The 23492-nt window shown below is 35.8% G+C and carries 27 protein-coding genes and 1 riboswitch; of the genes, 9 read left to right on the forward strand and 18 right to left on the reverse strand.

From position 1 onward, the window contains the following. Positions 1-153 precede the first annotated feature (153 nt). Both fabF and ACTWP4_RS18215 read right to left on the reverse strand, forming a co-directional pair. Entirely contained in the window at positions 154-1392 is a 1239-nt protein-coding gene (fabF, locus tag ACTWP4_RS18210) for a beta-ketoacyl-ACP synthase II (protein WP_443130209.1), read from the reverse strand. Between the two features lie 21 nt (positions 1393-1413). Continuing rightward, entirely contained in the window at positions 1414-2349 is a 936-nt protein-coding gene (locus ACTWP4_RS18215; protein WP_443130210.1) for a beta-ketoacyl-ACP synthase III, read from the reverse strand. A gap of 243 nt (positions 2350-2592) precedes the next feature. Here ACTWP4_RS18215 and ACTWP4_RS18220 point away from each other — a divergent pair, with 243 nt between their 5' ends. Next, positions 2593-2769 carry a hypothetical protein gene (locus ACTWP4_RS18220; RefSeq protein WP_443130211.1) on the forward strand — a complete coding sequence of 59 codons (177 nt, stop codon included), beginning with the start codon at positions 2593-2595 and terminating at the stop codon, positions 2767-2769. Between the two features lie 20 nt (positions 2770-2789). Here the strand turns inward: ACTWP4_RS18220 and ACTWP4_RS18225 are convergent, their stop codons facing one another. After that, complete coding sequence (locus ACTWP4_RS18225; protein ID WP_443130212.1) at positions 2790-3761, reverse strand: BMP family ABC transporter substrate-binding protein; 972 nt, start codon at positions 3759-3761, stop codon at positions 2790-2792. A 282-nt stretch (positions 3762-4043) separates the two neighbouring features. Here ACTWP4_RS18225 and ACTWP4_RS18230 point away from each other — a divergent pair, with 282 nt between their 5' ends. After that, a complete protein-coding gene (locus tag ACTWP4_RS18230; RefSeq protein ID WP_443130213.1) occupies positions 4044-4220 on the forward strand; it encodes a DUF2929 family protein in 177 nt (58 codons plus the stop codon). A 100-nt stretch (positions 4221-4320) separates the two neighbouring features. Further along, positions 4321-5145 (forward strand): undecaprenyl-diphosphate phosphatase, encoded by an 825-nt coding sequence (locus ACTWP4_RS18235; RefSeq protein ID WP_443130214.1) that lies wholly within the window; start codon positions 4321-4323, stop codon positions 5143-5145. 93 nt (positions 5146-5238) lie between these two features. Here ACTWP4_RS18235 and ACTWP4_RS18240 read toward each other — a convergent pair whose 3' ends face one another. Next, positions 5239-5550, reverse strand: coding sequence for a metal-sulfur cluster assembly factor (locus ACTWP4_RS18240; protein WP_443130215.1), 312 nt, complete (start codon positions 5548-5550; stop codon positions 5239-5241). A gap of 69 nt (positions 5551-5619) precedes the next feature. Next, a complete protein-coding gene (locus ACTWP4_RS18245) occupies positions 5620-6384 on the reverse strand; it encodes an alpha/beta fold hydrolase (protein ID WP_443130216.1) in 765 nt (254 codons plus the stop codon). Positions 6385-6529: 145 nt separating this feature from the next. Here ACTWP4_RS18245 and ACTWP4_RS18250 point away from each other — a divergent pair, with 145 nt between their 5' ends. The 3 genes from ACTWP4_RS18250 to ACTWP4_RS18260 all read left to right on the forward strand — a co-directional run bounded on the left by ACTWP4_RS18250 (position 6530) and on the right by ACTWP4_RS18260 (position 8274). Further along, positions 6530-7384 carry a Cof-type HAD-IIB family hydrolase gene (locus ACTWP4_RS18250; protein ID WP_443130217.1) on the forward strand — a complete coding sequence of 285 codons (855 nt, stop codon included), beginning with the start codon at positions 6530-6532 and terminating at the stop codon, positions 7382-7384. 266 nt (positions 7385-7650) lie between these two features. Continuing rightward, positions 7651-7866, forward strand: coding sequence for a DUF3813 family protein (locus tag ACTWP4_RS18255; protein ID WP_443130218.1), 216 nt, complete (start codon positions 7651-7653; stop codon positions 7864-7866). 144 nt (positions 7867-8010) lie between these two features. Beyond that, positions 8011-8274 (forward strand): NifU N-terminal domain-containing protein, encoded by a 264-nt coding sequence (locus ACTWP4_RS18260; protein WP_443130219.1) that lies wholly within the window; start codon positions 8011-8013, stop codon positions 8272-8274. A gap of 264 nt (positions 8275-8538) precedes the next feature. Here the strand turns inward: ACTWP4_RS18260 and ACTWP4_RS18265 are convergent, their stop codons facing one another. Both ACTWP4_RS18265 and ACTWP4_RS18270 read right to left on the reverse strand, forming a co-directional pair. Beyond that, positions 8539-9369: a BsuPI-related putative proteinase inhibitor gene (locus tag ACTWP4_RS18265; protein WP_443130220.1), complete on the reverse strand. Its 831-nt coding sequence runs from the start codon at positions 9367-9369 to the stop codon at positions 8539-8541. A 49-nt stretch (positions 9370-9418) separates the two neighbouring features. Continuing rightward, positions 9419-10267 carry a YitT family protein gene (locus ACTWP4_RS18270; protein WP_443130221.1) on the reverse strand — a complete coding sequence of 283 codons (849 nt, stop codon included), beginning with the start codon at positions 10265-10267 and terminating at the stop codon, positions 9419-9421. A 226-nt stretch (positions 10268-10493) separates the two neighbouring features. On the opposite strand from ACTWP4_RS18270, the gene ACTWP4_RS18275 reads away from it, so the two are divergent. Next, the gene (locus ACTWP4_RS18275; protein ID WP_443130222.1) at positions 10494-11354 is read left to right on the forward strand and encodes a DegV family protein; all 861 of its coding nucleotides are present in this window, start codon (positions 10494-10496) and stop codon (positions 11352-11354) included. 231 nt (positions 11355-11585) lie between these two features. Beyond that, complete coding sequence (locus tag ACTWP4_RS18280; protein ID WP_443130223.1) at positions 11586-12446, forward strand: SDR family oxidoreductase; 861 nt, start codon at positions 11586-11588, stop codon at positions 12444-12446. Positions 12447-12674: 228 nt separating this feature from the next. Here ACTWP4_RS18280 and ACTWP4_RS18285 read toward each other — a convergent pair whose 3' ends face one another. After that, the gene (locus tag ACTWP4_RS18285; protein ID WP_443130224.1) at positions 12675-12878 is read right to left on the reverse strand and encodes a transcription initiation factor TFIIIB; all 204 of its coding nucleotides are present in this window, start codon (positions 12876-12878) and stop codon (positions 12675-12677) included. 180 nt (positions 12879-13058) lie between these two features. On the opposite strand from ACTWP4_RS18285, the gene ACTWP4_RS18290 reads away from it, so the two are divergent. Then, positions 13059-14423, forward strand: a complete 1365-nt coding sequence (locus tag ACTWP4_RS18290) for an MATE family efflux transporter (protein WP_443130225.1) — start codon at positions 13059-13061, stop codon at positions 14421-14423. 93 nt (positions 14424-14516) lie between these two features. On the opposite strand, the gene ACTWP4_RS18295 is transcribed toward ACTWP4_RS18290, so the two are convergent. Genes ACTWP4_RS18295 through folE form a run of 10 tightly spaced genes read right to left on the reverse strand, consistent with a single transcriptional unit; the run spans position 14517 to position 23109 of the window. Next, the gene (locus tag ACTWP4_RS18295) at positions 14517-15347 is read right to left on the reverse strand and encodes a PP2C family protein-serine/threonine phosphatase (protein WP_443130226.1); all 831 of its coding nucleotides are present in this window, start codon (positions 15345-15347) and stop codon (positions 14517-14519) included. Then, positions 15348-15674: an STAS domain-containing protein gene (locus ACTWP4_RS18300; RefSeq protein WP_443130227.1), complete on the reverse strand. Its 327-nt coding sequence runs from the start codon at positions 15672-15674 to the stop codon at positions 15348-15350. 11 nt (positions 15675-15685) lie between these two features. Next, on the reverse strand, positions 15686-17290 hold the full coding sequence (locus ACTWP4_RS18305) for a methyl-accepting chemotaxis protein (protein ID WP_443130228.1): 1605 nt from the start codon (positions 17288-17290) through the stop codon (positions 15686-15688). Between the two features lie 24 nt (positions 17291-17314). Next, the gene (locus ACTWP4_RS18310; RefSeq protein WP_443130229.1) at positions 17315-18772 is read right to left on the reverse strand and encodes a class I adenylate-forming enzyme family protein; all 1458 of its coding nucleotides are present in this window, start codon (positions 18770-18772) and stop codon (positions 17315-17317) included. Continuing rightward, positions 18769-19005: an acyl carrier protein gene (locus ACTWP4_RS18315; protein WP_443130230.1), complete on the reverse strand. Its 237-nt coding sequence runs from the start codon at positions 19003-19005 to the stop codon at positions 18769-18771. Before ACTWP4_RS18315 ends, ACTWP4_RS18310 begins: the two co-directional genes overlap by 4 nt. Then, the gene (locus ACTWP4_RS18320; protein WP_443130231.1) at positions 18986-20056 is read right to left on the reverse strand and encodes an alpha/beta hydrolase; all 1071 of its coding nucleotides are present in this window, start codon (positions 20054-20056) and stop codon (positions 18986-18988) included. Before ACTWP4_RS18320 ends, ACTWP4_RS18315 begins: the two co-directional genes overlap by 20 nt. Continuing rightward, a complete protein-coding gene (locus tag ACTWP4_RS18325) occupies positions 20053-20964 on the reverse strand; it encodes an ATP-binding protein (RefSeq protein ID WP_443130232.1) in 912 nt (303 codons plus the stop codon). Before ACTWP4_RS18325 ends, ACTWP4_RS18320 begins: the two co-directional genes overlap by 4 nt. A 17-nt stretch (positions 20965-20981) precedes the next feature. Continuing rightward, the gene (locus tag ACTWP4_RS18330; RefSeq protein WP_443130233.1) at positions 20982-21692 is read right to left on the reverse strand and encodes an SDR family oxidoreductase; all 711 of its coding nucleotides are present in this window, start codon (positions 21690-21692) and stop codon (positions 20982-20984) included. Then, the gene (locus ACTWP4_RS18335) at positions 21692-22516 is read right to left on the reverse strand and encodes a 6-carboxytetrahydropterin synthase (protein WP_443130234.1); all 825 of its coding nucleotides are present in this window, start codon (positions 22514-22516) and stop codon (positions 21692-21694) included. Before ACTWP4_RS18335 ends, ACTWP4_RS18330 begins: the two co-directional genes overlap by 1 nt. Before the next feature lie 26 nt (positions 22517-22542). Further along, positions 22543-23109, reverse strand: coding sequence for a GTP cyclohydrolase I FolE (gene folE / locus ACTWP4_RS18340; protein WP_443130235.1), 567 nt, complete (start codon positions 23107-23109; stop codon positions 22543-22545). Between the two features lie 177 nt (positions 23110-23286). Further along, positions 23287-23372, reverse strand: a riboswitch (cyclic di-GMP riboswitch). Positions 23373-23492 lie beyond the last annotated feature (120 nt).

Here is a 23492-nt window from a genome sequence, read left to right on the forward strand (position 1 = left end):
GCCTTGAGCTTCCTTCCGATTCCACGTCACCGTGGACACCGTTGCTTTTGGCTATGTGCTTACCGCTACTAGGTCGCACTCAGGACTTTCACCCGTTAGAGTTCGCCCATGCCGGGCGAACAAAAAGAGGACAGTGATTCTGTCCCCTTGGTTTTATTGATATTTTTTGAATGCGAGTGTAACGTTGTGACCACCAAAGCCCAATGAGTTGCTGATGGCGATATTGATATCTTTTTCAATCGCTTTATTTGGTACGTAGTTGAGATCACATGCCTCGTCTGGTGTTTCATAATTGATTGTTGGCGGTAAAATACTATCTTGTATTGCTTTGACACAAGCAATAGATTCAATAGCACCCGCTGCACCTAATAAATGTCCTGTCATTGATTTTGTTGAGGAAACATTCATCTTATAAGCATGGTCTTTAAAAACGGTTTTAATTGCTTCCGTTTCAAAAGAATCATTGTATTCGGTACTTGTTCCGTGTGCATTAACGTAATCTACGTCTTCTGGAGATATTTCAGCTGTATCAAGTGCTTGCTGCATAGCACGTGCTGCTCCTTCTCCTTCTGGTGCTGGAGACGTAATATGATAAGCATCACCAGACGCTCCATACCCAACGATTTCAGCATAAATGGTTGCACCGCGTTTTTGGGCAGATTCTAATGATTCGAGAATTAATATACCTGAACCTTCTCCCATTACAAATCCATCACGGTTTTTGTCGAAAGGTCTGCTTGCCGTATTAGGATCATCATTAAAGGACAATGCTTTCGCCGTTGAGAAACCTGCAAAAGCCATAGGCGTTAATGGTGCTTCTGCACCTCCAGTAATCATGTAATCGGCATCTCCACGTTCTATAACCTTAAAAGCGTCACCGATTGAGTTTGCTCCTGAGGCACAAGCAGTTACGGAGCAGTTGTTAATCCCTTTTGCACCCAATTGAATAGATACCTGGCCAGCTGCCATATCCGGAATTAGCATTGGTACGAAAAACGGACTAACACGACGATATCCCTTATCCATAAATTTTCTAAACTGTTCATCATATGTCGACATACCACCAATACCAGAACCAATCCATACCCCTACACGACCGGCATTTTCATCCGTGATTTCAAGGTTGGCATCTTCTACCGCCATTTTGGCAGCAGCTACTGCGTATTGTGTAAATAAATCCATACGTTTAGCATCTTTTTTCTCCATATATTCTGTTGGATCCCAATCTTTCACTTCTCCTGACACTTTAGCAGGAAAATCGTCTATATTGACTTTAGTCACATAATCAATTCCAGAAGTACCAGATTTTAAATGATTCCAAAATTGATCGACGGTATTCCCTAAAGGTGTCACGGCACCCATACCAGTAATAACCACTCGATTTTTACTCATTATCGATTCCTCCCTTTTATTCTATTTACCCCATTTTAATGCAACAGCGCCCCAAGTTAAGCCTCCACCGAAACCAACTAAGACAACTAAGTTATTATCCTTTATTTTACCGTTTTTCACACCCTCAGATAAAGCAATAGGTATTGATGCTGCAGAAGTATTACCATATTTATTAACATTGACAGCCATACGATCTTCTGCAATACCCAACCGCTGTCTAGCAGCCTCCATGATACGGATATTTGCTTGATGAGGAATTAAATAATCTACATCCTCTTTAGCATAACCTGCTTTTTCGACCACATGTACAGATGATTCAGGCATTTGTCGTACAGCGAATTTGAATACTTCTCTTCCATTCATAAAAATATAATCATCATTTTGTGCTAAGTGTTGTCCACCGCTACCATCGGCTCCTAGCTCAAACGATAATACCCCTTTATCTTCACTCACAGGCCCCATTACAGCTGCACCTGCACCATCTCCAAAAAGAACACAAGTATTTCGGTCAGACCAATCTGTGATTTTCGATAATTTTTCAGCACCTACTATTAAAATGTGTTTATATGATTCCGTTTCGATAAATTGTTTTGCGGTAATCATTCCATACATAAAACCAGCACATGCCGCACTTACATCCATTGCTGCCGCTTTATGAGCTCCTAATCGGTCTTGCAATTTGCAAGATACAGTTGGAAAAGGTTGATCTGGTGTAACGGTTGCGACTAGAATTAAATCGAGATCTTCTCCCACTATACCTGCTTCTTCCAAAGCTTGTTCTGCTGCTTTATATGCCATATCAGATGTATCTTCATTGTCATGAGCAATTCTTCGCTCTTCAATTCCTGTTCTTGTTCGGATCCACTCGTCACTTGTTTCAACGATTTGCTCCATATCTTTGTTTGTTAACACTTTTTCCGGCACATAATGACCTGTACCTAGAATACCTGCTTTCATATTTATCCTTCCTCTCAAGGAATTGTTATCAATTATTAAGACTTGGTACTAATTTTATAGCATGATCAGTTTTTTTTCAAGTTTATTTTATTTATCACGGTGCTAATCGTCCGTAAAACCCCCACTGATTAAAGTCTCACTTTATAGTTTTACCTCACTTGCTTAAATATAATGAAAACTTTCCCAATGAACCCAAACATCCTAATGGTTATTCCCATAAGTTAAAAATAGGAGGGATGAGATATGGAAGAGCAAAATCGATTTGATGATTTAATGTTCGGTAAAAAGCAAAAGCCAGAGCCAGAAGAAGCTGAAGAAAGTGAAAAATCATTTGATTTATTTCAGACGGTAGAATTATTAAATGACACTTACCAGAAATTATCTCCGATCAAAGATATTTTTAAAAATATAAAAAAATAGCTGTCATATTCATTCGACAGCTATTTTTTAATTTGATGAGGTAATAAACCTGTTTCTTTATACTCTTCAATAAGTTCATTCAAATGGTCTGTAAAACTTTCTGATAAGTGTTCACTATAAGGTCCCATTGTAATAACTTCCTCTTTAAAACCGAAGTTATAAATGCCACCTTCTAACTCACCTTCTAGTAATTGCTCTATGGCATACAAATATAATTTATCGACGTGCTGAACCGTACTCGTTAATACAGACTGACTGCCAATGGGTTGCTGATCATTAACATACCCGATTGAATATATACCGTCATTCATAGCAGACTCAACAATTGAAACACTATAAGCATCACCGGCAGGATAAATAATATCAGTTTTTTGACTTATCATCTTTTGGTAATGCTCCAAAGCAAGATCCTTTTCATCCCAATCATAAACATATTGGATATCTACGTTTACATCTTCATTTTGGTAGAGAACGCCCTCATAAAAACCCTCTACCTCTGGCTGCCATTCATATGCTGCTATGATACCCACACGATTTGTTTCCGTCATTTTACCTGCAACCATACCAGCAAAAAATCCCATTGCTAAAGAATTAAAGTTTAAACTAATCAAGTTATCTGCTGAATAACCACCATTCACATAGATAAATTGAATATCAGGATAAGATGCTTGTAAACGATTAAAAAATTCACCAAAAGTACTGCTGTGCCCTATAATAACCTGCACTCCTTTATTTGCGAATTCTTCAACAGCTATATTTACTTGCTGCTGTGTCTGTACTCCCTCACGGAAATAAACATCCATATTATATTCATCTTGTATTTCAAGCAAACCCCTGTACCCTTTGCTCCCCCAACTTTGGTCATTTATCGTGTTTTCTATCAGCATTCCTACACGCTCTATTTTCTCACCGCTTGCATTGTAGCTGCAGCTAGATAATATCGGAATAATTATAATAAATGCTATAGTGAGCAAGATAAGTATTTTTTTCAATATCCGCACTCCTTAAACAATGGCATAGACGATCAGACTATCCTTAGGACTATTTTATCGTTTACTCGACATTCCGTAAACCGAGAAAACATTACAAATAGATTACAATCGTATTGAAACCCTTATAACACTAGCACAAAACGATTACAATTTTTCTTTTAGCCAAGATTTTTGTTTATTTTATAATTGAAATTTGATAGAATAAATATGGTGAAAACGTAAGGGTATACATAATTCATAATAAATGGTATGAAGATGCATAATAGATAGAGAGGTGAGACAATGAAATATTTTGCAACCATTTTTTGGGCAATCATTATTTTAGCCGTTGTATCATATGTATTAACAAGTATGGGTGGCCAAGATTTTAACATAGCTTCTGCTATTTCGCTCGCAGCTATTTTTAGTATCGCTGCAATTATCTTAGGTGACGGCATCTTGACAGAAGAGGAAGAATAAAAAAAGTCTGATCACTTTCGACTTTACTACTACAAACCCTTGTCAACAACAGTGACAAGGGTTATCTTTATGAAAGGCCGATTTTAGGGGGATACATAAAATGGAAGAAATATTTATATTGATCAAATATTTATTTTTAGGGTTATTACAAGGTTTTACAGAGCCAATTCCGATTTCGTCCAGTGGTCACTTAGTACTTGTCCAAGAAATATTCGATGTGGGTGTAGGTGACAACTTATCGTTTGAAGTTTTAGTCAATTTTGGTTCCTTAATCGCTGTTTTGATGATTTATTGGAAAGATATTGTCCATATTGCTAAAAATGGGATTAACTACATCATTACAAAAGATAAAGCTAATCATGATGATTTTATGTTTATCATTTATCTAGTTGTTGCAACAATCCCGGCGGCAGTAATCGGCCTATTGTTTGAAGATTATATTGAGGCAACCTTTGCGGGCAGAGTAAAAATGGTTGGTATTACTTTAATAATTACTGGTATTGCTTTATGGATCATTCGAAATTTACGTGGAAACAAAAATGATGGAGCTTTAACGATGAAAGATGCGATTATCGTTGGTTTTGCCCAGTCCGTCGCTTTATTACCTGGTATAAGCCGTTCTGGTGCTACAATTGTAGCGGCCATGTTATTAGGAATGAAACAAGAAACAGCATTACGCTTCTCATTCTTAATGTTTATTCCTGTAAGTGTTGGTACCATGATATTATCTGTCGATGAGGTGGTAAATGATCCAAATTTTAATACTCTTTGGATTCCATATTTAATCGCCTTTATCGCAGCGATCATTGCTACCTATTACTCTTTACGTTGGTTTATGAATATCATGGCTAAAGGGAATTTAAAATATTTTGCTTTTTATTGCTTTATCGTAGGTATTATTGCTTTCATTGCAGGAACGTCTTGAAGAACACCCCATTAGCAGTTTATTTTTTTGCACACAATTTTATGTTTTCTTCACTAAAAAAAGCGCCTTGCTAAAAGGGCGCTTTTTCTCTTATTAATCCGGAATACCAAGTGCGATTTTTGCATATCTTGACATACGGTCTTTTGACCATGGCGGATTCCAAACGATATTCACTTCCGTATCCTTTACTTCAGGAATATCATCCATTACACGTTTTACATCTTGTTCAATGTGACCTGCAAGTGGACATCCCATCGCGGTAAGTGTCATTGTAACAGTTGCAATACCTTCATCATCAAGGTCCACACCATAGACAAGACCTAAATTCACGATATCTATACCAAGCTCTGGGTCAATCACATTTTCCAGTGCTCCCATTAAATTCTCTTCTAATGCTTGATCCATCTCTCTATCCCTCCTTCGAACTCTTGTATTTATTATAAAACAAATCAGATACTTTTTAAATGATTTCTATCATAGTTGATATTCTAACCAATTTACAAATTCTAAAATCGCAAAATGACTAACTTTATGTCCCCGACCAATTTCTTTTAAGAAGCGAATATTTTCAGGATTTTTATAGTGATCAATTGCTTCTTCATAAAAACTATACGCATGATCAAATGGAACGACCATATCCTCTTCCCCATGCCAGAAAAATAGCGGTCTTCCGAATAATTTCTCCATTTGTAACGATAAATCAATTTCTTTTAATTCATCGATTAATAAAATAAGCTGATCATCAGGGATTGGCAGTTCTTTCTGTTGGGTTTTCATATAACTAATTAATTGTTCTGCATATGCGGTGATTTTCGGGGAGCCCATTAACACACCGGCTGTTTTAATCCACGAGAATTGTGTTAAGGCTGCAGCAGTCGTAATTCCTCCCATACTTGTACCTGCTAATCCAAAACGATTTCCTTCCACTAATTCCTTACTAACTAATTCTTGATAAATGCTTTCGATATCATCTAAATTTTGCTTAACAATATCAAAGAAACGTAATTCTCTCTCGATATCTGTAATATCCGTCTCTCTCTCTCCGTGTAACATTGCATCTGGTAGCAACACACGGTATCCTTTTTCCGCTAATAAGTATGCTAATGGTAAGTTATGCTCTTTAGCACTAGTAAAGCCATGTATGTAGGTTAATGTTGGCAAAGCATGACCTTTCTTTTCTTGGTCAACGACATGTAGTAATGGGATGTCGTTCCAAAATTCTTTACTTATCGCTATCATTAGTACAGTCCTTTCTCGTGTCTTTTCTTACTTTCATGATATAACTTCTTCATCCAACTTGCAAAATATAGAAATAAAAATATACAAGAACTTTACACCATAAAGAAAGATCTATAAACTATAATTACAATAGTGAGGTGAAAGTATGCAGACAAATAGACACTTGGTTGCGTTAGATTTAGACGGAACACTGTTAACTGATCAGAAGCAAATCAGCCCTTTTACAAAATCGGTAGTTCAACAAGCGATCGAAGAAGGACATATTGTCGTGATCGCCACAGGACGACCACATCGTGCAAGTATTATGTATTATCAGGAACTTGGTTTACAGACTCCGATGGTTAACTTTAACGGTGCTCTTATCCACCATCCAACTGATCACAAATGGGACGTATTGCACACTCCACTCCCAAATCGAACTGCAAAAAAAATCATTCAAACCTGTTACGATTTTGAAGTCGATAATATTTTTGCTGAAATTCGAGACAATATGTATTTAGATCAATTTGATCAAAAAATTATCGACATGTTTTCTGATCCAAATCAACAGGATTTAATTACAATAGGCAGTTTAAAAAATCATTTAAAAGAAGATCCTACATCATTATTAATCCACCCTAAAGACGATCATATTGAAGAATTACGTCAATACTTAGATGATAAACACGCATCAATTATTGAACACAGAAAATGGGGTGTCCCCTGGAATATAATTGAAATTGTCCGAAAAGGAATTAACAAAGCGGTCGGATTGAAGAAAATTGCACATTATTTCCATATTCCTGTCGATAACATTATTGCTTTTGGTGATGAAGATAATGACTTGGAAATGATTGACTATGCTGGAGTTGGTGTAGCTATGGGGAACGGAATCGATGAATTAAAGCGAATTGCAAAATATCAAACAAAAACCAATGAAGAAGATGGGATCGGTAATTTCCTTGCTGACTATTTAAAATTGGAAGCAAACGTTAAGGTTGGCAAAGATCTTTCAGAATAGAAATGCGTAATTAATCCATAATAAGCATGAACATCACATTGGTGTTCATGCTTTTTCCTTAAGATTTAGTTCGGTGGTGAAATGATACAAACAGCAAGGAAGACATTAACTGGAAGAAAAAAACTAATAAGGGAAACAGCATTATTCTTCTTCTAGTTTGTTTTCTGTTTTTCTTGTAACCACCACCAAGCAAAAGTCTACTGAAAAAGGATCATGATGGTAATCCAATCTTGATAAGCCTAGTGATTCGTACAGGAGGATTTTTTATGCAAAATCAAATGTTTCAGCAAGCAAGAAATGCCGTCAATCGCTTAATGAACCGTGCAAACGGGGCTTTGAATGAACAAGATAAGCAAGCAGCACAAAACGCGATTCAGTCTGCCTATACAAATGCAACAGCTGAGGAACAACAAGAATTACGCGAATTGGAGAACCAATTAAAGCAGAAGAACGAATTAAAGCAGAAGAACGAATTAAAGTAAGCTCCTCTGTATAAAGAAGGTATACGATCTGTATACCTTCTTTTTTTATCGAAAGAGTATGACAGACATGTTTTGAATTCCTTTCATAATCAATTACATTTTGATATGATTGTGATAAGGTACGTTTTACGAGGAGGAAAGACAATGAGTATACATGTAGAAGCTACACCAAATCCAAATGCAATGAAATTTACTAGTGACAAAATGATTTTTGAAGGTAACAATAGTATCTCGGTCATGCCTGGTCAAACGAGTGATCACGACATTTTAAATGAACTAATGAAACTTGATGGTGTCGATAACGTATTTGGCTTCCAACATTTTATTACAATCAACAAAAAAATGGATGTCGAATGGGACGAGCTTACCGGTAAAGTAGAAGAAGTCATAACAAAATATGGGTATTAAGAAAAGCACAGAGCGCCCGCTTAGAAACGTAGCGACTGGAGCGAATCAACTGAGATAAAGGAATCACGGTGAGCTTGCGAGCCGATGATGACTTTCACCTAAAGGTATAAGTGCGACTATGCCTCTGGTTATCACCAATCGGCAAGTCTTCTTTATCGTAGGGAGATTCGTGAAGTCGCCTAGTTTTTGGGCGCTCGGAGCTAGACATCCGCGCGAATTTTATACTTTCTTGTCTAAAGAGAAGGAATCAACCTTCTCTTTTTTCTATGGCGTTACTCCTAATTGTACTGGCAATTGTTCAGTGCGATTTTCTGTATACAGTAACATAACAACTGCCCCATTTTCTGGTAACAGCTCCTTTGCAATCGATACATTTATCTCAAATTCTTGCCAGCCCTTACCATCAACGGGAATTTCAGTTTGTTCGATAAAATAATTGTGACCATCTTCCACTTCGTAATACGTTTGACCAACACTGGTATCAACCTCACCTGTTACGGTATATTCACCGTTTTCTCCTTTCGCTTCCACAGAACGAAACGGACCTTCCGTACTATTATCAGCTTTCATTTCCTCTATTGAGACAGTAGTCGTTTGTTGTAGTGGTTCACCTTCAACTTGCTGGCCATTAATCTTATCAGGTAGAAGCGTCATCTCTACTTGGTACTCACCTGGTTCCAACGTTTGTGATATTTCCCAGGATTCTGACCATTTTTTTAATTCACCTGGTGCTAATGATTCTTCTACTAATGATTGTGTGAACATTTTCCCATCAGAATATTGATAAATTAATTGATCCGCTTGATACAACTTAATTTCAAATTGTTGACTTGATGTGAATGTTAAATCAACTGTATCCTTATTTTTGTTGATTAACTGAAATGAAAAGTCAATATTTGAACCTTGTTGTTCTGCAGCAACCTGTAATTCTAAATTATCCATAATAGCTGAAAGATCCTCCATTTCAGATGATACTTTCTCTGTGGAATCACCCATATCAGAATTCGTTGTATTTTCTGGCTTCGTTTCAGATGTGCCACAAGCCATTAACAAAAACAATGAAACAATCGATATGAGCAAGAAATATTTTTTCATATTTCTTCTCCCCCCTTACTAGTTTAGACGTCTAATGTGAAGAAAGGTTTCAATCATTTCTCCGAAAGAACCCATACACACCTGCCGTCTGAATGACATTCGTAAAGGCATTCTCGTCTACCTCGTGGATAATCCGTTCTAAATCATATAACTCGTACCTTGTTATGACTAAATATAACATATACTTATCTTCTTTTGTATAAGCACCCTTGACCGGCAATATCGTAATACCACGAATCATCGTATCATGAATTGCTTTTTGCAGTTCATCTGCTTTTTTTGTTACAATCATCGCTGTTACTTTTTCATGACGTGTATGTATACCATCAATAACACGAGTCGTTACATACAATCCTACTAATGTATATAGTGCATTCTCCGGTTCGTTTAAAATACCTGCGACGACGATAATCATCCCATTTATCGCCATTAAATAACCACCAATAGGCTTGTCCTTCATCCGAGATAAAACCATTGCGATAATATCAGATCCACCTGTGGAAGCACCCCATTTCAAGGTAATCCCCACACCGAGACCTGCAATAACTCCACCAAATACTGCATTAAGCAAAATATCATTAGATAAATTAACAATTGGCAGTACCTCTAAGAAAAAAGAGGTAGCAATAACAGATAGAAAACTGTAGATCGTAAACCCTTTTCCTACCATTAACCAACCAATAATAGCTACTGGTATATTTAAAATAAATAGAATAATACCGGTACTTGCAATATCAATTCCTAAATAATCCGAAAAAATGGTAGATAAAATTTGTGAAATACCTGTAAAGCCACTTGCATATACATTTGCACCAATTAAGAAAAAATTAAGTGCAACTGCGTTGAGTACCGCACCAACAATTACAATTATTATTCGTTTAGCCTCCATTAAAAACATGCCGTACTTCCCTCCTGTTAACGGAACCCCACATGATTCCATACCCTTTTATATGATTAATTAATCTTTTTTGCACAAGAATAAACTATACTAGAATCTGAACTCGAAACCAAGTGTTTTGAGTGAAAAATTTAATAAATTTGTTTTGACGTATCTGCCCGTTAAGCTTACACTTATATTAAGCTAAAACACGATCATCATACATGATCAAAAAGGAGGGGTTAGATTGACTGTAAAAATTCTCGCGGATTCTGCTTGTGATCTTTCATCTGAAGATGTAAAACAATTTGATATCGAAGTGTTAGCTTTGACAGTCCAATTAGATGGTGAAGATTATGAGGACGGTGTTTCGATCTCATCTAAAAAAGTATATGATGCAATGAGAGAAGGCAAGTCTCCCAAAACCGCACAAGTCAGCCCACAAGTTTTCAAAGATACCTTCGAAAAACATGCCAAGGCAGGAAACCAGGTCTTATATTTAACTTTATCATCCGAACTGTCTGGTACATATCAAGGTGCAAAATTAATGGAACAAGAGGTAAAAGAGGAATATCCTGATTGTGAACTACACGTTATCGATACGAAGTGTGCGTCATTAGGATATGGACTTGTGGTGCTTAGAGCTGCTGAATTAGCTCAATCAGGAGCAAGATTGGATGAAATACTTGAAGTGAGTAAGCATCACTATCAACATATGGAGCATATTTTCACCGTTGATGACTTAGAGTATTTGTATCGCGGAGGTCGTGTAAGTAAAACGGCAGCTTTTGTTGGTACATTATTAAAAGTAAAGCCTTTGCTTCACATGGAAGACGGAAAGTTGATACCTTTAGAGAAAGTCAGAGGTTCTAAAAAAGTTTACAAACGCATGATCGAAGTGATGGAAGAACGAGGTAAAGACCTCGAAAACCAACTAGTTGCGATCAGTCATGGTGATGCACTTGATACAGCAGAGAATATTGCGAAAATGATCCGTGAAAAATGGAATGTGAAGGATATAAAAATTAATATGATCGGTTCTTCCATTGGTGCACATGCCGGACCAGGTACAATCGCTCTATTTTTCTTGAATGATTCTCCAAAATAAAAAGAGCTGATAATTTTTACTGGACACTTTTTGGTGTTTTCTGGACACTTTGAGCGATTTACTGGACACTTTCCGGTGCTTTCTGGACACTTTTGCTCATTTACTGGACACTTTCATAAATTTTCTGGACACTTTTAACAATCCTTGCTTCCATTCGGAGCAGGGATTTTTTACGTATGTTGTTCTTTATTTTTGCCATACTAGGAGAAAAAGTTTCTAGGAGTGTAAGTAATGTCAGCAAATCAGAAAAAAGAAGTATTACCTAAGCAACATCAAGATCGACAACCTGGCTTTGAATATAAGATGACTCCGCTTCCTGTTTCCTTAAATGAAAATTATCAAGGGAGTAATAAACTAAAGGATAAAGTAGCGATCATTTCTGGTGGGGACAGTGGAATTGGCCGTTCTGTTGCAATTCACTACGCAACAGAAGGAGCAGATATAGCCATTATCTATTTTGATGAAGATCAAGATGCCAACGATACGAAAAAAATGGTCGAACAACAAGGTAGGGCATGTAGTTTATTTCGAGGTGATATCTCTCATAGTGATTTTTGTAAGGATGTAGTAGAAAAAGTGATAGGTGAACATGGAAAAATAGATATCGTCGTAAATAATGCTGCTGTTCAATATCCGCAACAGGATTTTCTCAAGATTACTGATGATCAATTAGAAAAAACGTTTCGAGTAAACATTTTTGGTTATTTTTATTTGACGAGAGCGGCACTCCCTCATTTAAAACAAGGTAGTGCAATCATTAATACTTCCTCCATTACTGCTTTCCAAGGTAATGAAAGTCTAATCGACTATTCCAGTACTAAAGGAGCGATCACGACTTTTACGAAATCACTAGCAAAATCATTGGTTTCACAAGGAATTCGCGTCAATAGTGTGGCACCTGGACCAATCTGGACACCACTTATTCCAGCAAGTTTTGATGAGAATCAGGTTGCCACCTTTGGATCTGATACAGAAATGGGGCGTCCAGGAGAAACATCTGAAGTTGCCCCAGCATATGTCTACTTAGCCAGTAATGATGCAAGCTACGTAACAGGTCAGACGATTCATGTTAATGGTGGGAAAATAATTTAAATTTAAGTAAGTAGTGCTCTTTTTTTGGCATAATGCACATAATTTGTTGGTTCACCTTGTTGATGAAGCGTCACTGATATATTTCCACGATGACATACTGAACTAGATCAACAAGTGTGAACCTCCCAAATACCATATTGAGGATGCCCAGCAGTGATGGTGTGCTCGTGATTAAAAAAAGTGGTGATACTCGATTGAAAGTTCATTGTACGACACTTCTAATTTCAATTAATTAATTGTTCCTTTAAATTTCTCCGGTTTTTTTACGTAACTTTCTATTATATAACCACACTCCGTACAAATAATATACTCTACTTCTGAACCGAAACTCATTTTGTTTACAGGTTGCATCACTGCATATCCATTATGCTTACCTAGTCCCAACTCCACTTCACCACATTTTGGGCACTCTTTTATTCCTTTATAATACATATAAGAATAACTCCTATCCTTTAAAAGGTTATAGTAGATATACGAGCCAAATTCACCTACGTTTCATTATTTTTTCACTGCTTCAAAAAGCCAACCACTAAAAGATAAAACCGTTTTCTTTTTCCGTTATTTAGTGTAAAGTATTATTTTTAAGAAACAAAAAGTGGAAGTAGGAGCATAATGAAACAGTCAGAGACAAAAAAATTAAGTTTATTTGCTTTAACATGGCCTATTTTTATTGAAATTTTATTACATATGCTAATGGGGAATGCAGATACATTGATGTTAAGTCAGTATTCTGATCATTCAGTCGCTGCGGTTGGTGTATCTAATCAAGTATTATCTGTTGTGATTGTGATGTTTGGCTTTGTAGCTGCAGGAGCATCGATACTCGTTGCCCAAAATCTCGGGGCGGATCAGCCGAAAACCGCTGGAAAAATTGCCGTTACCTCAATTAGTTTAAATTTATGGTTTTCGTTAGGATTAAGTATTATTTTATTTGTTTTCAGTGATTTTATTTTACGTTTAATGGATTTGCCTGCTGAATTAATGGATGATGCCTCTACTTATATGAATATCGTTGGCGGATTTATCTTTGTTCAGGCATTGATTATGACCGTTTCAGCTATTTTACGAAGCTATGGTTTTACAAAGGATACTATGTTTGTCACGATTGGGATGAATATTTTAAATGTGATTGGTAACTTTTTTGTGATTTTCGGTCCGTATGGATTTCCGGTACTTGGTGTCGAAGGGGTTGCCTATGTCACGATGCTTAGTCGTTTTATCGGATTTATCATTTTATTATTTATTCTGGCATGGCGCAGTGAACGACAGCTTCCTTTCAGATCCTTTTTCCGTTACGAAAAGAGTCACGTAAAGGACTTATTACAAATTGGCATACCTTCTGCAGGGGAACAGTTATCATACAATACAAGTCAGATGGCGATCACCTATTTTATTGCCCAGATGGGAACGATTGCGATTACAACAAAAGTATATGTACAAAACTTAATGATGTTTATTCTACTGTTCTCCATCGCGATTGGTCAGGGTACTCAAATTCTGATTGGTCACATGATTGGTGCGGGAGATATTGAAAATGCATATAAACGCTGTATCAAAAGCTTGAAAATCGCGATTGTGATCGGTACATTAATGGCAATTATTTTCTATAGTTTTAGTTCAACATTACTTGGCATTTTCACGAATGACGACACTATTATTGAAAAAGGTATGTTCCTTTTACTCGTAACGATCGTTCTTGAACCAGGTCGGGCATTTAACCTAGTCGTCATTAACTCATTAAGAGCTGCTGGAGATGTCAAGTTTCCGGTTGTAATTGGAATTGCCTCGATGTGGGGCGTCAGCGTTACTTTTGCATGGTTCTTTGGTATCTTTTTAGAATTAGGGTTACTAGGTGTTTGGATTGCCTTTATTGCCGATGAATGGTTAAGAGGTATATTAATGCTGGGAAGATGGCGATCCAAGGTTTGGGTAAAAAAAGCATTTGTCAAAAAAGAATCAGAAATTGCAACGGAATAATGAGTTTTCACTTTTGCAGTGGAAAATCAAATAGCAAACCAATATACATCAATTGGTTTGCTATTTTTTATGATTTTTCCCTAATATATTTTATTATAGTTTTGGAGCATTATAACTAGCTATCTCTGTTTTTTCTCGATTGACCTTCATTATAACCATTGTAATATCATCCTTTTGTGGAAGACCTTTTGTAAAGGATTCCAGGGAATGAGTTACAGTGTCTTCCAGTTCTTTAATGTCTAAATCTAGATTTTCCATTAACGTTTGTTCTAATCTCTCAAGCCGGTACATGTCTCCATTCTCGTTTTGTGCTTCTGTAATACCATCTGTATAGAAAAATAACAAATCCTCTTCTTCTAATTTTACTGTGTTTTGATTATATACTACGTCTGGAAGTCCACCTAGCATCACTCCTTTTGCAATGGGAATGTCTCGAAGTTGTTGGTTGGATTGAATAACAAGTGGTAAGCTATGACCTGCACTAGCATAACTTAATTCCTGACTTTCAGGATCCCAATCCGCACATAATACCGTGACAAATGATCCTAAAACTCGAAGGTCTTCATACATGGCATTATTCATCGCTGTAAGTGTATCAGCAGGTCCCTTTGTACTTTCGGCAGCACTCCGGAAGGCCCCTCTTGTTAAGATCATTAACATTGCCGCTGGAATTCCCTTTCCCATTACATCACCAATAATTATTCTCAGCTTTCCATTTGGTAATACATAAAAGTCATAATAATCACCACCAATTAATCTTGCTGGAATTGATATACCTGATACTGTTCCGTTCTTGATGGTAGGTTCATTTCCGTTCAATAATTTCATTTGTATGCTACGTGCTAATTTGATTTCTCTTTCTAGTGTTCTATCGACTTGTTGATTAGAAGTGTCTTTTTCAAAAGATAGTTCTCTTCTATACATTTAATCACCAACCTCAAGAAGGGATTCCATTATCTGATAAACACCTAAGGTATCAAATAAATCACTTATTTCATCATTCATACCATCTAAACTAACCTTGAATTTTTTATCGTTTGCTTCATGCACCAAGTTAATAATAGCCCCTATTCCAGTTGAATCGATAAACTCTAGCTTCTCGAAATTAACAATCACCTTTTTTGAACCAGTTTCTATTTCTTTAATTTTTTTAATGAAAGGGTCCATTGTAGAATAATCTAAGACCCCTGTAACGTATAAAGTACAAACATTGCCTTCTGTTTTTTTAGATACTTCTAATGTATCATACATGTCATGACCTCCTAATTGGATTTATCCTTATAATCCAATGTAAACTGCTCTAAATTCTCCAACAGTTTCTTTGAAATATCAGAGAGTGATTCTGATTGATTATGCAGTGATTTTAATAAGTCTGATAAAGTAATCGTCATTTCCGTTGTCGAATTGGAACTATGTGTTATTTGTTCCCGAAGCTGATTAATAAAGGTCAAAATCTCTTGATCCTCTACACGCTCTTCGGACATTTTTTTCTCAATTTGGTCAAGCACATAGTTCATCTCGTCCATTTGTTCTCTTGCTTCAGTTGTAGTAGACATCGACATCGTATAAACCTTATCAACAGAATTATTCGCTTCAGACTCTAGTAAATAAGCATGTTTTTCCGTTTGAATCGCTTGATCACTAGTTTCGGAAAGCACTCGATTTAGAGTATCAGCAAGCTTGTTAGTACTTTGTGATAAGCTTTCTAACTCACCTTTGTCTTTTACAGAACTTTGAACTGTAAAGTCTCCTTTTTCCATTTGAAGAATTTGATCAATAATTTTTTGGATGTTTTTATAAATATTATTAAAGAAACGAGTTGTAAAGAAAAGTAAAATAACTAAAGCCAAAATACTGATTCCGATTAATATAAATAATTGTTTATACATAGGAGCTTTCATTTTTCCATAATCTAAAGCAACATATAATACTTTATTTTCTTCAATAGGAATAAAGCTTTTGTAAATTTCATTACCATTATATTTCTTAATATAGTTCTCACCTTTAGCATCATGAAGCATGTTAACTAATATTTGCGTATCTTTTTCTTCCTCATAATTGAAATCACCATTTACAATTTTAGTTAAAGGTGGGTAAATATTTTCGGCTAATGAGGGATCATCATAAACTCGTGGATCCAGTACGGCTATTTCTTTAGCAAATTCACTTGTTTTTATGACTTCATCGATCCATTTTTCGGGACCAATATTTTGGGTGAATTGATACACTTCATTTGCTTCGATGTATGGATCAATTACATAATTTTCTTCAGGTATTAAATGGTAGGCATATTTATAAAACATAGGCGTATCTCCATGTGAGCCAGACTGTGCTGTAAATAAAGTTATCACATCTTCATCGGAATAACTAAGGACATCTTTTGCTTCCTCTGGCAAGTTTCCATCCATAAAAGCATTCAGAACTTCATATCCATACGGACTTACTTCACTTAATCTGAATCCTATCTCATCTTCATCTGTTGAACGAACACCTACAATCTCATTTTCTTGTTTTTGTAGTAAGCTGATACCTGCAATATCAAGTTCCTTACTAATTTCTATTAGTTCTTTATTAGTAATTTCATCAAGTGATTTTCCGTTTAATTTTTCAGCAATTGTTTGTGCGTATGATTTTAACTTCAAATCAATTTGATGCTCTATTTCATGAGTAGCTAAATTTGTTTCCTTAATACCCTGCTGAATAGAGGCAGAAATTGAATTTGCTTCGTTCCGAGCTCTCTCTTCAACATTGCTATACATCATAAAAAGCTGTATAATCCCTGAAAAGACAGCTATAATCAGCATTATCAAAAATACTCGAACTGAAAATTGTTTATTCAAAGAAGTATTCTTTATTATCTTTTTCACTATGTTCACCTTCATTATATAAAATTATGATTTTATTTCTTTATACTTTTTTCTTAATGTGTTTTTATCCGTTTTACCTGATGTTACTGGTATATCATCGATAATTTCAATATGATCTGGCACCTTATAACCTGCTATTTGCTTAGCACAATATTGATAAAGTTCATCAACATTAATAGTTATATCTAGTTCAACAAACGCCACAATTTCTTCTCCATATACATCGTGTGGAGCTCCTATCACTGCCGTATGTTTTACAGATGGATGAGATTTTAGCGTGCCTTCCACTTCACCAGGTATAACTTGTCTACCACCTTTTTTAATTATGTCTTTCTTTCTTCCTATAAGAATCACTTTATTATTCTCAGTAATTCTTGCTAAATCACCTGTTTTCAACCAACCGTCCTCTAATAAAGCTTTATTAGTGATTTCAGGTTGGTTGTAATAATGTGAAAATATCATTCTTGTTTTAACAACTAGCTCATCATCAATTATTTTAACTTGTGCATTGGGCTCTATATTCCATTCTTGTTTGCCTCTAAGGTCACAAGATAATATCGAACCACCTTCTGATAATCCATATAAATTTTTGAATTTTGAAGATTTCATTAGTGGATATTGATTTTCCTCACCTCTATTAACCATTTCACCAGCTAACATACATTCATCAATCGATTCAAACACTTCAGGATGAGTATGATTCCCCATATTGTATATAGCTTTTAAAATTGAAGGTGTGCTAAGTATCTTATTAACCTTTATTCGTTTCATCATTTGCACCATTTTAGGTATATCAAATGAATTCGGAATAGCAGCAGTAAATTTATATCGCATTGCGCAGAATATCGTTAATACACCAAAAACTACAGTTTGTGGTGGAATTACTAAGAATCGATCATTCTCTTGGCAATTTATTAAGAGCTGAATATCTTCTGTTCCTACCATAATTGCCTCTTGACTCATAACCACACCTTTTGGTATTCCTGTACTTCCTGAAGTAAATAAGATAAAGTGACGATCAAAATCATCAAGGACAGGTTCAACTCCATTATACTGCTTAGATTTCCAACCTTCCTCTTCATCAGAGGCTTCAAACACCTTACATTTCAAGTTGTTTTCGATAATACAATTTTCTATTAGGTTAGAATATTGTATTCCATTTCCGTCCTTAATTGTAAATATGATATGAGGCATTGCACTAGACAATATCGCAGTTAAATCGCCCTCTCTAAATTGCGGACTTAAAGGTACAACAGTCCCACCTAATTGATTAATAGCAATCACTAACGAAACATACGACTTTGTATTTGGTACTAACAAAGCAACCCTTTTTCCTGCTAGATTTGTATTTTCACCAATTAAATTCATAAAAAACTGAGTCATTTGTTCAATGTCATTTACTGTTATATCTTCCGTGAATGTACTAAAAACTATATCTTTAGTATTGTCATTAGTAAAACTAAATTCTGCTAATGTCTTCATATCTCTTTACCTCCAAATAATGAATGATATAGTTTACTTGGAGTAGAAAAACTATCAGAGTTAGTAAAAATTTTAAAATCACTTCCAGTATTGTTAGTAATTTCAACCAATAGATTCACCATTTGAAGGGAATCTATTCCTAAGTCGTTTTTAAAAGAAGCATTCCCTCTAATATCCTCTACAGATACATGACTTATCTCTGAAATTAATTCTTTAAACTGTTCGAATGTCATTAATAACCTCTCCTGTTAACCATTTTTTTGACAGCTCTCTGATTTCTTTTAACCGATAATTACAGCAGTGCCCTTCATCTGGATATTCCATTATATACTTGCCTTCTGGCAAACTATAATATAAAGAATAGATATCTTCTTCTTTTACAAGAACATCCTTCTTACCGTGAAAAATCAATACTGGTTTTGTAAAATTTCTGTCACCTATATCAGGCAACATCTCTAAAGATTTTTCGCCTATTTTTGACATTCTTCCTGAAAAATACTCTGGAAATGCAATATCTTTTGACACAGCTGGACTAACTGCAACAGCTTTACTGACTTTTGGATGCTCACTACCTTTGATAGACCACATTGCACCTGAGCTCGTACCAAATAAATAAAGGTCATTTTCAGGTTGAAACTCATTAGCAAACGTAATTACTTCATCTAAAAAGATTTGCCAACGATCTGTTGTTGCTTGTAATTCTTTAAACGTGTAAGTCTCACCTTGACCGGGTCCATCAAATGTAAAAGTAGCAAATCCTAAATCAACAAAATGTTGCTCATATGAAAATAGTTCTTCTTTTGTAGAATCAATTGGATTGATAATGATTATACTTCCCTTCGAACGAAAAGGAATTCTAACCCTTCCATAACAAGCAACATCTTCTACCACTACTTTTTCTCTTGAAGGTTTTACTACCAACAATTCATCTGCTTTAGCAAAAGTTTCAAGTGATTGTTGGTACCATTCTCTTTTTTCGTTATTTGGTTCTGGAAAAATCCAATGGGAAAGATTGAAATAGAGTGCCGAAAGTCTATAATGCCATTTTGCCTCTTTCCGATTACCAGTGTTATTAGCTAGTTCTGCCTTTTCATTATGTTTATTACCATGTTTATCAAAAAAAGCTATCCATTCCTGTAAATTAGTAACTTCTAATTTAAATTGATGGGCAACTTCTTTTTCCATACCATGTGCAACCCATCGATCCCAAAATCCAGGAAATAACCTTGCAGTTACAATAGTTTTATCAATTGTTTTATCTGAACTTACTTCCTTGTCACTCATCCTATTTCACCCTTCCCATCTAAAAGTAGTATTAATGTAGATCCATTAGAAGATGTTTCTAATATCACTTGCTCTGCCATCTTAATCATTAATGAGAATCCCTGGCCTAATGATTCTTTCGTTGAAAAACCCGCTAACAAGGTTGTCTTCGGTAAAATATTGAGAGGAAAACCTGGGCCATTGTCCTCTATAATGACATGAAATACGTCATCCTTTTGGTGAATGAACATTTTACCGTCGTCGGCATGCTTTATTACATTTGTTACGGCTTCAGAAATAATCAGGTTATAGCTCATAACTTTTGAATTTTTTAATCCAGCATTAGTAAATGCTTCCTTTGCAAGATTCCTTGAGTAAGAGATATCTTGCCGTTCTTTAATATCTGCTTCACATAAAAGGTTGCCTGTTTTATATTGTTTTATTTTCGCTTTATCAATCAGCAAAAAAGCTCCTTGTGTCGCAGAATAGATGACATCGCGATACACTTCCCATACTTGATCTTTCTCCTTATCCATTTCAGTGAGTGTTTTGCTAGCATGTACTTCATTTAATGTTCGTAACAATACATCACGAAAGGGCTTCGGATAATCTAGCTTTTTAATTTCTTCCTCTATTACATCATGATTCGTAATCCATCCTAGCCCTAGTTGTGCTAATTGATATAATTCTTTCATCTTCTCATCAGTGATGTTATCGATGGAATGTAGAGAAAATGATTGTAAGAATAGTTCTTCTTTTTTGTTTATGTCCATCCCATCTGCTAGTTGATATACAATCCAGCCAATAGTTGCTTGTTCGTTCATCTGCATAAAAGATTGAAAAGCCAAGGATGGTGATAGTTTCTGAGAAGTTTGTTGTTCTACAGCTTCGTTTCTTTTACCTCGTCGTTTGGTAAAAAGTCTTTTCATTTCCCATTTATCCTTTGTTATAGAATACCGTTAGGTGGCATAATCGTTATTTCATCAACCACTGCTTGTTGTGGTTGACAAATCAAATAGATTAAATGCTCTGCGATAGATTCGACGGGAATCATATTATCGACGTCTAAATCGAAAGATACATGATCCCAAAAAGAACTGTTGATTGCACCTGGTAAAACAGAAGTAATGCGAACACCTTCTCTTCTTAATTCTTGCTGCAGTACTTTCGTTAAGCCATGCACCCCAAACTTAGAAGCCGTATATCCTCCGTTCCCCGGCAAAGCAGTTGTGGCAGCTATTGATGCAAGGTTCAGAATTTGCCCTTGCTTCTGATCTCTCATCACCCTACCAAAATACTTGCATGTTAGATATGTTCCTCTTAGATTTACAGCGACCATGTTGTCAAAGTCTTCTGTTGAAGATTCAAGGATATTGTCAAAGGTACCAATCCCCGCAGAATTTATTAAGACATCAACTCGTCCAAATCGTTCCACACTTTTCTTAACAAAATGGTTTACTGAATCTTCGTCTGTCACATCCACCGGGAATGATGTAATATTTTCACCTTCGAATGATTGCTGTAAAGTTTCAATGTTTCTTGATCCTAGCACAAGCTTTGCGCCATGATTTGCTAGTGATATTGCTGTTTGTCTGCCGATACCTTTACTCGCACCTACAATCACGATCACTTTATCTTTTATCTGAGAGAAGTCCATTAAACTGACACCTCTTCTGTTCCTAAGTATTCAAAATAATTTTTCTCGGTTTCCCAAAGGCCTATTTTATAAAGGTTAGATATATGTGGTGATAACATATCATAAATTACTTTTGCCATTACCTCGGATGTTGGGTTCAGCCCTTCAAATTCATTTGTATCTAAATTTAAATGTTTATGATCGAATTTATTTAAGACAACATTCTCCACAATCTCGTCCAATTCAGCCAAGTCTACGATCATGCCTGTTACCTGATCTGGAATCCCTTTTACAAATACATCTAAATAATAATTGTGACCATGACCGTTTGGATTATTACATTTACCGAAGAGCTTTACATTCTCTTCATCCGATAACTGATCACTATGCAAACGATGTGCTGAGCTAAAATGATACTTTCTTGATAACGTAACCATATCTTCTTCCCCTTTCTCTGCATATAAATATGGATTTTCATGTAACCGGAGTTGATGTAACGTACAGCCTTTTAGCTGAGGAGCGATCGCTTCCCACAAATAGCCTACAATGTTTTCTGTTGTTGGAATGTGTGTCATAAAAAAAGGATGTTCTTTATTTAGAAATTTCCCGTCTAGTTCTTTCTCCACTAATCCACCTACTATTTGCTTGATATCTACCGTATTAACAACAATCCCTGATTTCTGATTTAGGTTGCCTTTTACCATTACTTCCAATTTATAATCGTGACCATGACCATTTATATTACTGCACAAACCGAATATTTGTTGATTTTTTTTTTCGCTCCATGTAGCAATGCGATAACTATGCATCGCAGAAAAGTCAATTCTCCTGGATAAATATAGCAACAGTGTCCCCTCATTTCTTACAGTTTTTATAAGCTCTTTAAAAATTCGTTAACTAAGGTCGCATCTTCCGTAAATACTCCTTTTTTGACCGTAGTTACTGTCGCACTTCCTGGTTTCTTGACACCCCTCGCACACATGCATAAGTGTTGTCCTTCCAAAGAAACGATTACGCCTTTTGGTTGTAGTACATTTTCAATGGCCAGTGCTATTTGATTAGTCATTCTTTCCTGTACCTGTGGACGCTTAGCCGTTAATTCTACTAGGCGAGCGAATTTACTAAGTCCAACGATACGTTTGTCTGGGATATAACCGATATGTGCTTTTCCAAAAAACGGAATCAAGTGATGCTCACAAAATGTATAATAATCAATATCTTTTACTAAAACGATGCCTTCATAGCCCTCTGAATCGAAAGTCGTAGTTAGGGCGGTCTCAGGTGGGGTTCCAACTCCTTCAAAAACTTCTTTGTACATTTTTGCTACTCGCTTCGGTGTATCTAATAACCCTTCACGATTTGGGTCTTCTCCAATTGCTTCTAGAATGGAGCGAACATTACTTTCTACATCAATAGCGTTTAACACCTGTTCTGTCATATAAACTCCCTCACTTTCTACGCTTCGATAATGCTATACGTTTGGATCACTAGATTCAGAAAGCAATTCCATGATCCTTTTTTATATTAAAAAAAGCCCACCAAAAAAGTTTGGTGGGCTCTCAGTGTGAATTAGTAAAAAAGGGTATACTAATCCATACTCAAATAAACCATCCTTTTCGGTAACCCGGCTGTCATAATCTTGAGACCTTAGACCCATAGGCTTTGCGTCCTCACCTTTCAATGAGTATGCCATTATCGAAGGTAATATTTTCGTTATTATCCTTAGGTATTATTACTTAGGTTTATTCTAATGAATATATGTGTGGGTGTCAATATATATTTTATTCCAGGATAGAATCTTTTTTTATAGTAATAAAGAAC

It is taken from the genome of Gracilibacillus sp. D59 (genome assembly GCF_052246695.1).
GTDB lineage: Bacteria > Bacillota > Bacilli > Bacillales > Amphibacillaceae > Gracilibacillus.

Bases quoted from the DNA above. Each gene is read 5' to 3' on its own strand.
- fabF (WP_443130209.1), bottom strand. From the start codon at position 1,392: ATGAGTAAAAATCGAGTGGTTATTACTGGTATGGGTGCCGTGACACCT.
- ACTWP4_RS18215 (WP_443130210.1), bottom strand. From the start codon at position 2,349: ATGAAAGCAGGTATTCTAGGTACAGGTCATTATGTGCCGGAAAAAGTG.
- ACTWP4_RS18220 (WP_443130211.1), top strand. From the start codon at position 2,593: ATGGAAGAGCAAAATCGATTTGATGATTTAATGTTCGGTAAAAAGCAA.
- ACTWP4_RS18230 (WP_443130213.1), top strand. From the start codon at position 4,044: ATGAAATATTTTGCAACCATTTTTTGGGCAATCATTATTTTAGCCGTT.
- ACTWP4_RS18235 (WP_443130214.1), top strand. From the start codon at position 4,321: ATGGAAGAAATATTTATATTGATCAAATATTTATTTTTAGGGTTATTA.
- ACTWP4_RS18240 (WP_443130215.1), bottom strand. From the start codon at position 5,550: ATGGATCAAGCATTAGAAGAGAATTTAATGGGAGCACTGGAAAATGTG.
- ACTWP4_RS18245 (WP_443130216.1), bottom strand. From the start codon at position 6,384: ATGATAGCGATAAGTAAAGAATTTTGGAACGACATCCCATTACTACAT.
- ACTWP4_RS18250 (WP_443130217.1), top strand. From the start codon at position 6,530: ATGCAGACAAATAGACACTTGGTTGCGTTAGATTTAGACGGAACACTG.
- ACTWP4_RS18255 (WP_443130218.1), top strand. From the start codon at position 7,651: ATGCAAAATCAAATGTTTCAGCAAGCAAGAAATGCCGTCAATCGCTTA.
- ACTWP4_RS18260 (WP_443130219.1), top strand. From the start codon at position 8,011: ATGAGTATACATGTAGAAGCTACACCAAATCCAAATGCAATGAAATTT.
- ACTWP4_RS18265 (WP_443130220.1), bottom strand. From the start codon at position 9,369: ATGAAAAAATATTTCTTGCTCATATCGATTGTTTCATTGTTTTTGTTA.
- ACTWP4_RS18270 (WP_443130221.1), bottom strand. From the start codon at position 10,267: ATGTTTTTAATGGAGGCTAAACGAATAATAATTGTAATTGTTGGTGCG.
- ACTWP4_RS18280 (WP_443130223.1), top strand. From the start codon at position 11,586: ATGTCAGCAAATCAGAAAAAAGAAGTATTACCTAAGCAACATCAAGAT.
- ACTWP4_RS18285 (WP_443130224.1), bottom strand. From the start codon at position 12,878: ATGTATTATAAAGGAATAAAAGAGTGCCCAAAATGTGGTGAAGTGGAG.
- ACTWP4_RS18290 (WP_443130225.1), top strand. From the start codon at position 13,059: ATGAAACAGTCAGAGACAAAAAAATTAAGTTTATTTGCTTTAACATGG.
- ACTWP4_RS18295 (WP_443130226.1), bottom strand. From the start codon at position 15,347: ATGTATAGAAGAGAACTATCTTTTGAAAAAGACACTTCTAATCAACAA.
- ACTWP4_RS18300 (WP_443130227.1), bottom strand. From the start codon at position 15,674: ATGTATGATACATTAGAAGTATCTAAAAAAACAGAAGGCAATGTTTGT.
- ACTWP4_RS18310 (WP_443130229.1), bottom strand. From the start codon at position 18,772: ATGAAGACATTAGCAGAATTTAGTTTTACTAATGACAATACTAAAGAT.
- ACTWP4_RS18315 (WP_443130230.1), bottom strand. From the start codon at position 19,005: ATGACATTCGAACAGTTTAAAGAATTAATTTCAGAGATAAGTCATGTA.
- ACTWP4_RS18320 (WP_443130231.1), bottom strand. From the start codon at position 20,056: ATGAGTGACAAGGAAGTAAGTTCAGATAAAACAATTGATAAAACTATT.
- ACTWP4_RS18325 (WP_443130232.1), bottom strand. From the start codon at position 20,964: ATGAAAAGACTTTTTACCAAACGACGAGGTAAAAGAAACGAAGCTGTA.
- ACTWP4_RS18330 (WP_443130233.1), bottom strand. From the start codon at position 21,692: ATGGACTTCTCTCAGATAAAAGATAAAGTGATCGTGATTGTAGGTGCG.
- folE (WP_443130235.1), bottom strand. From the start codon at position 23,109: ATGACAGAACAGGTGTTAAACGCTATTGATGTAGAAAGTAATGTTCGC.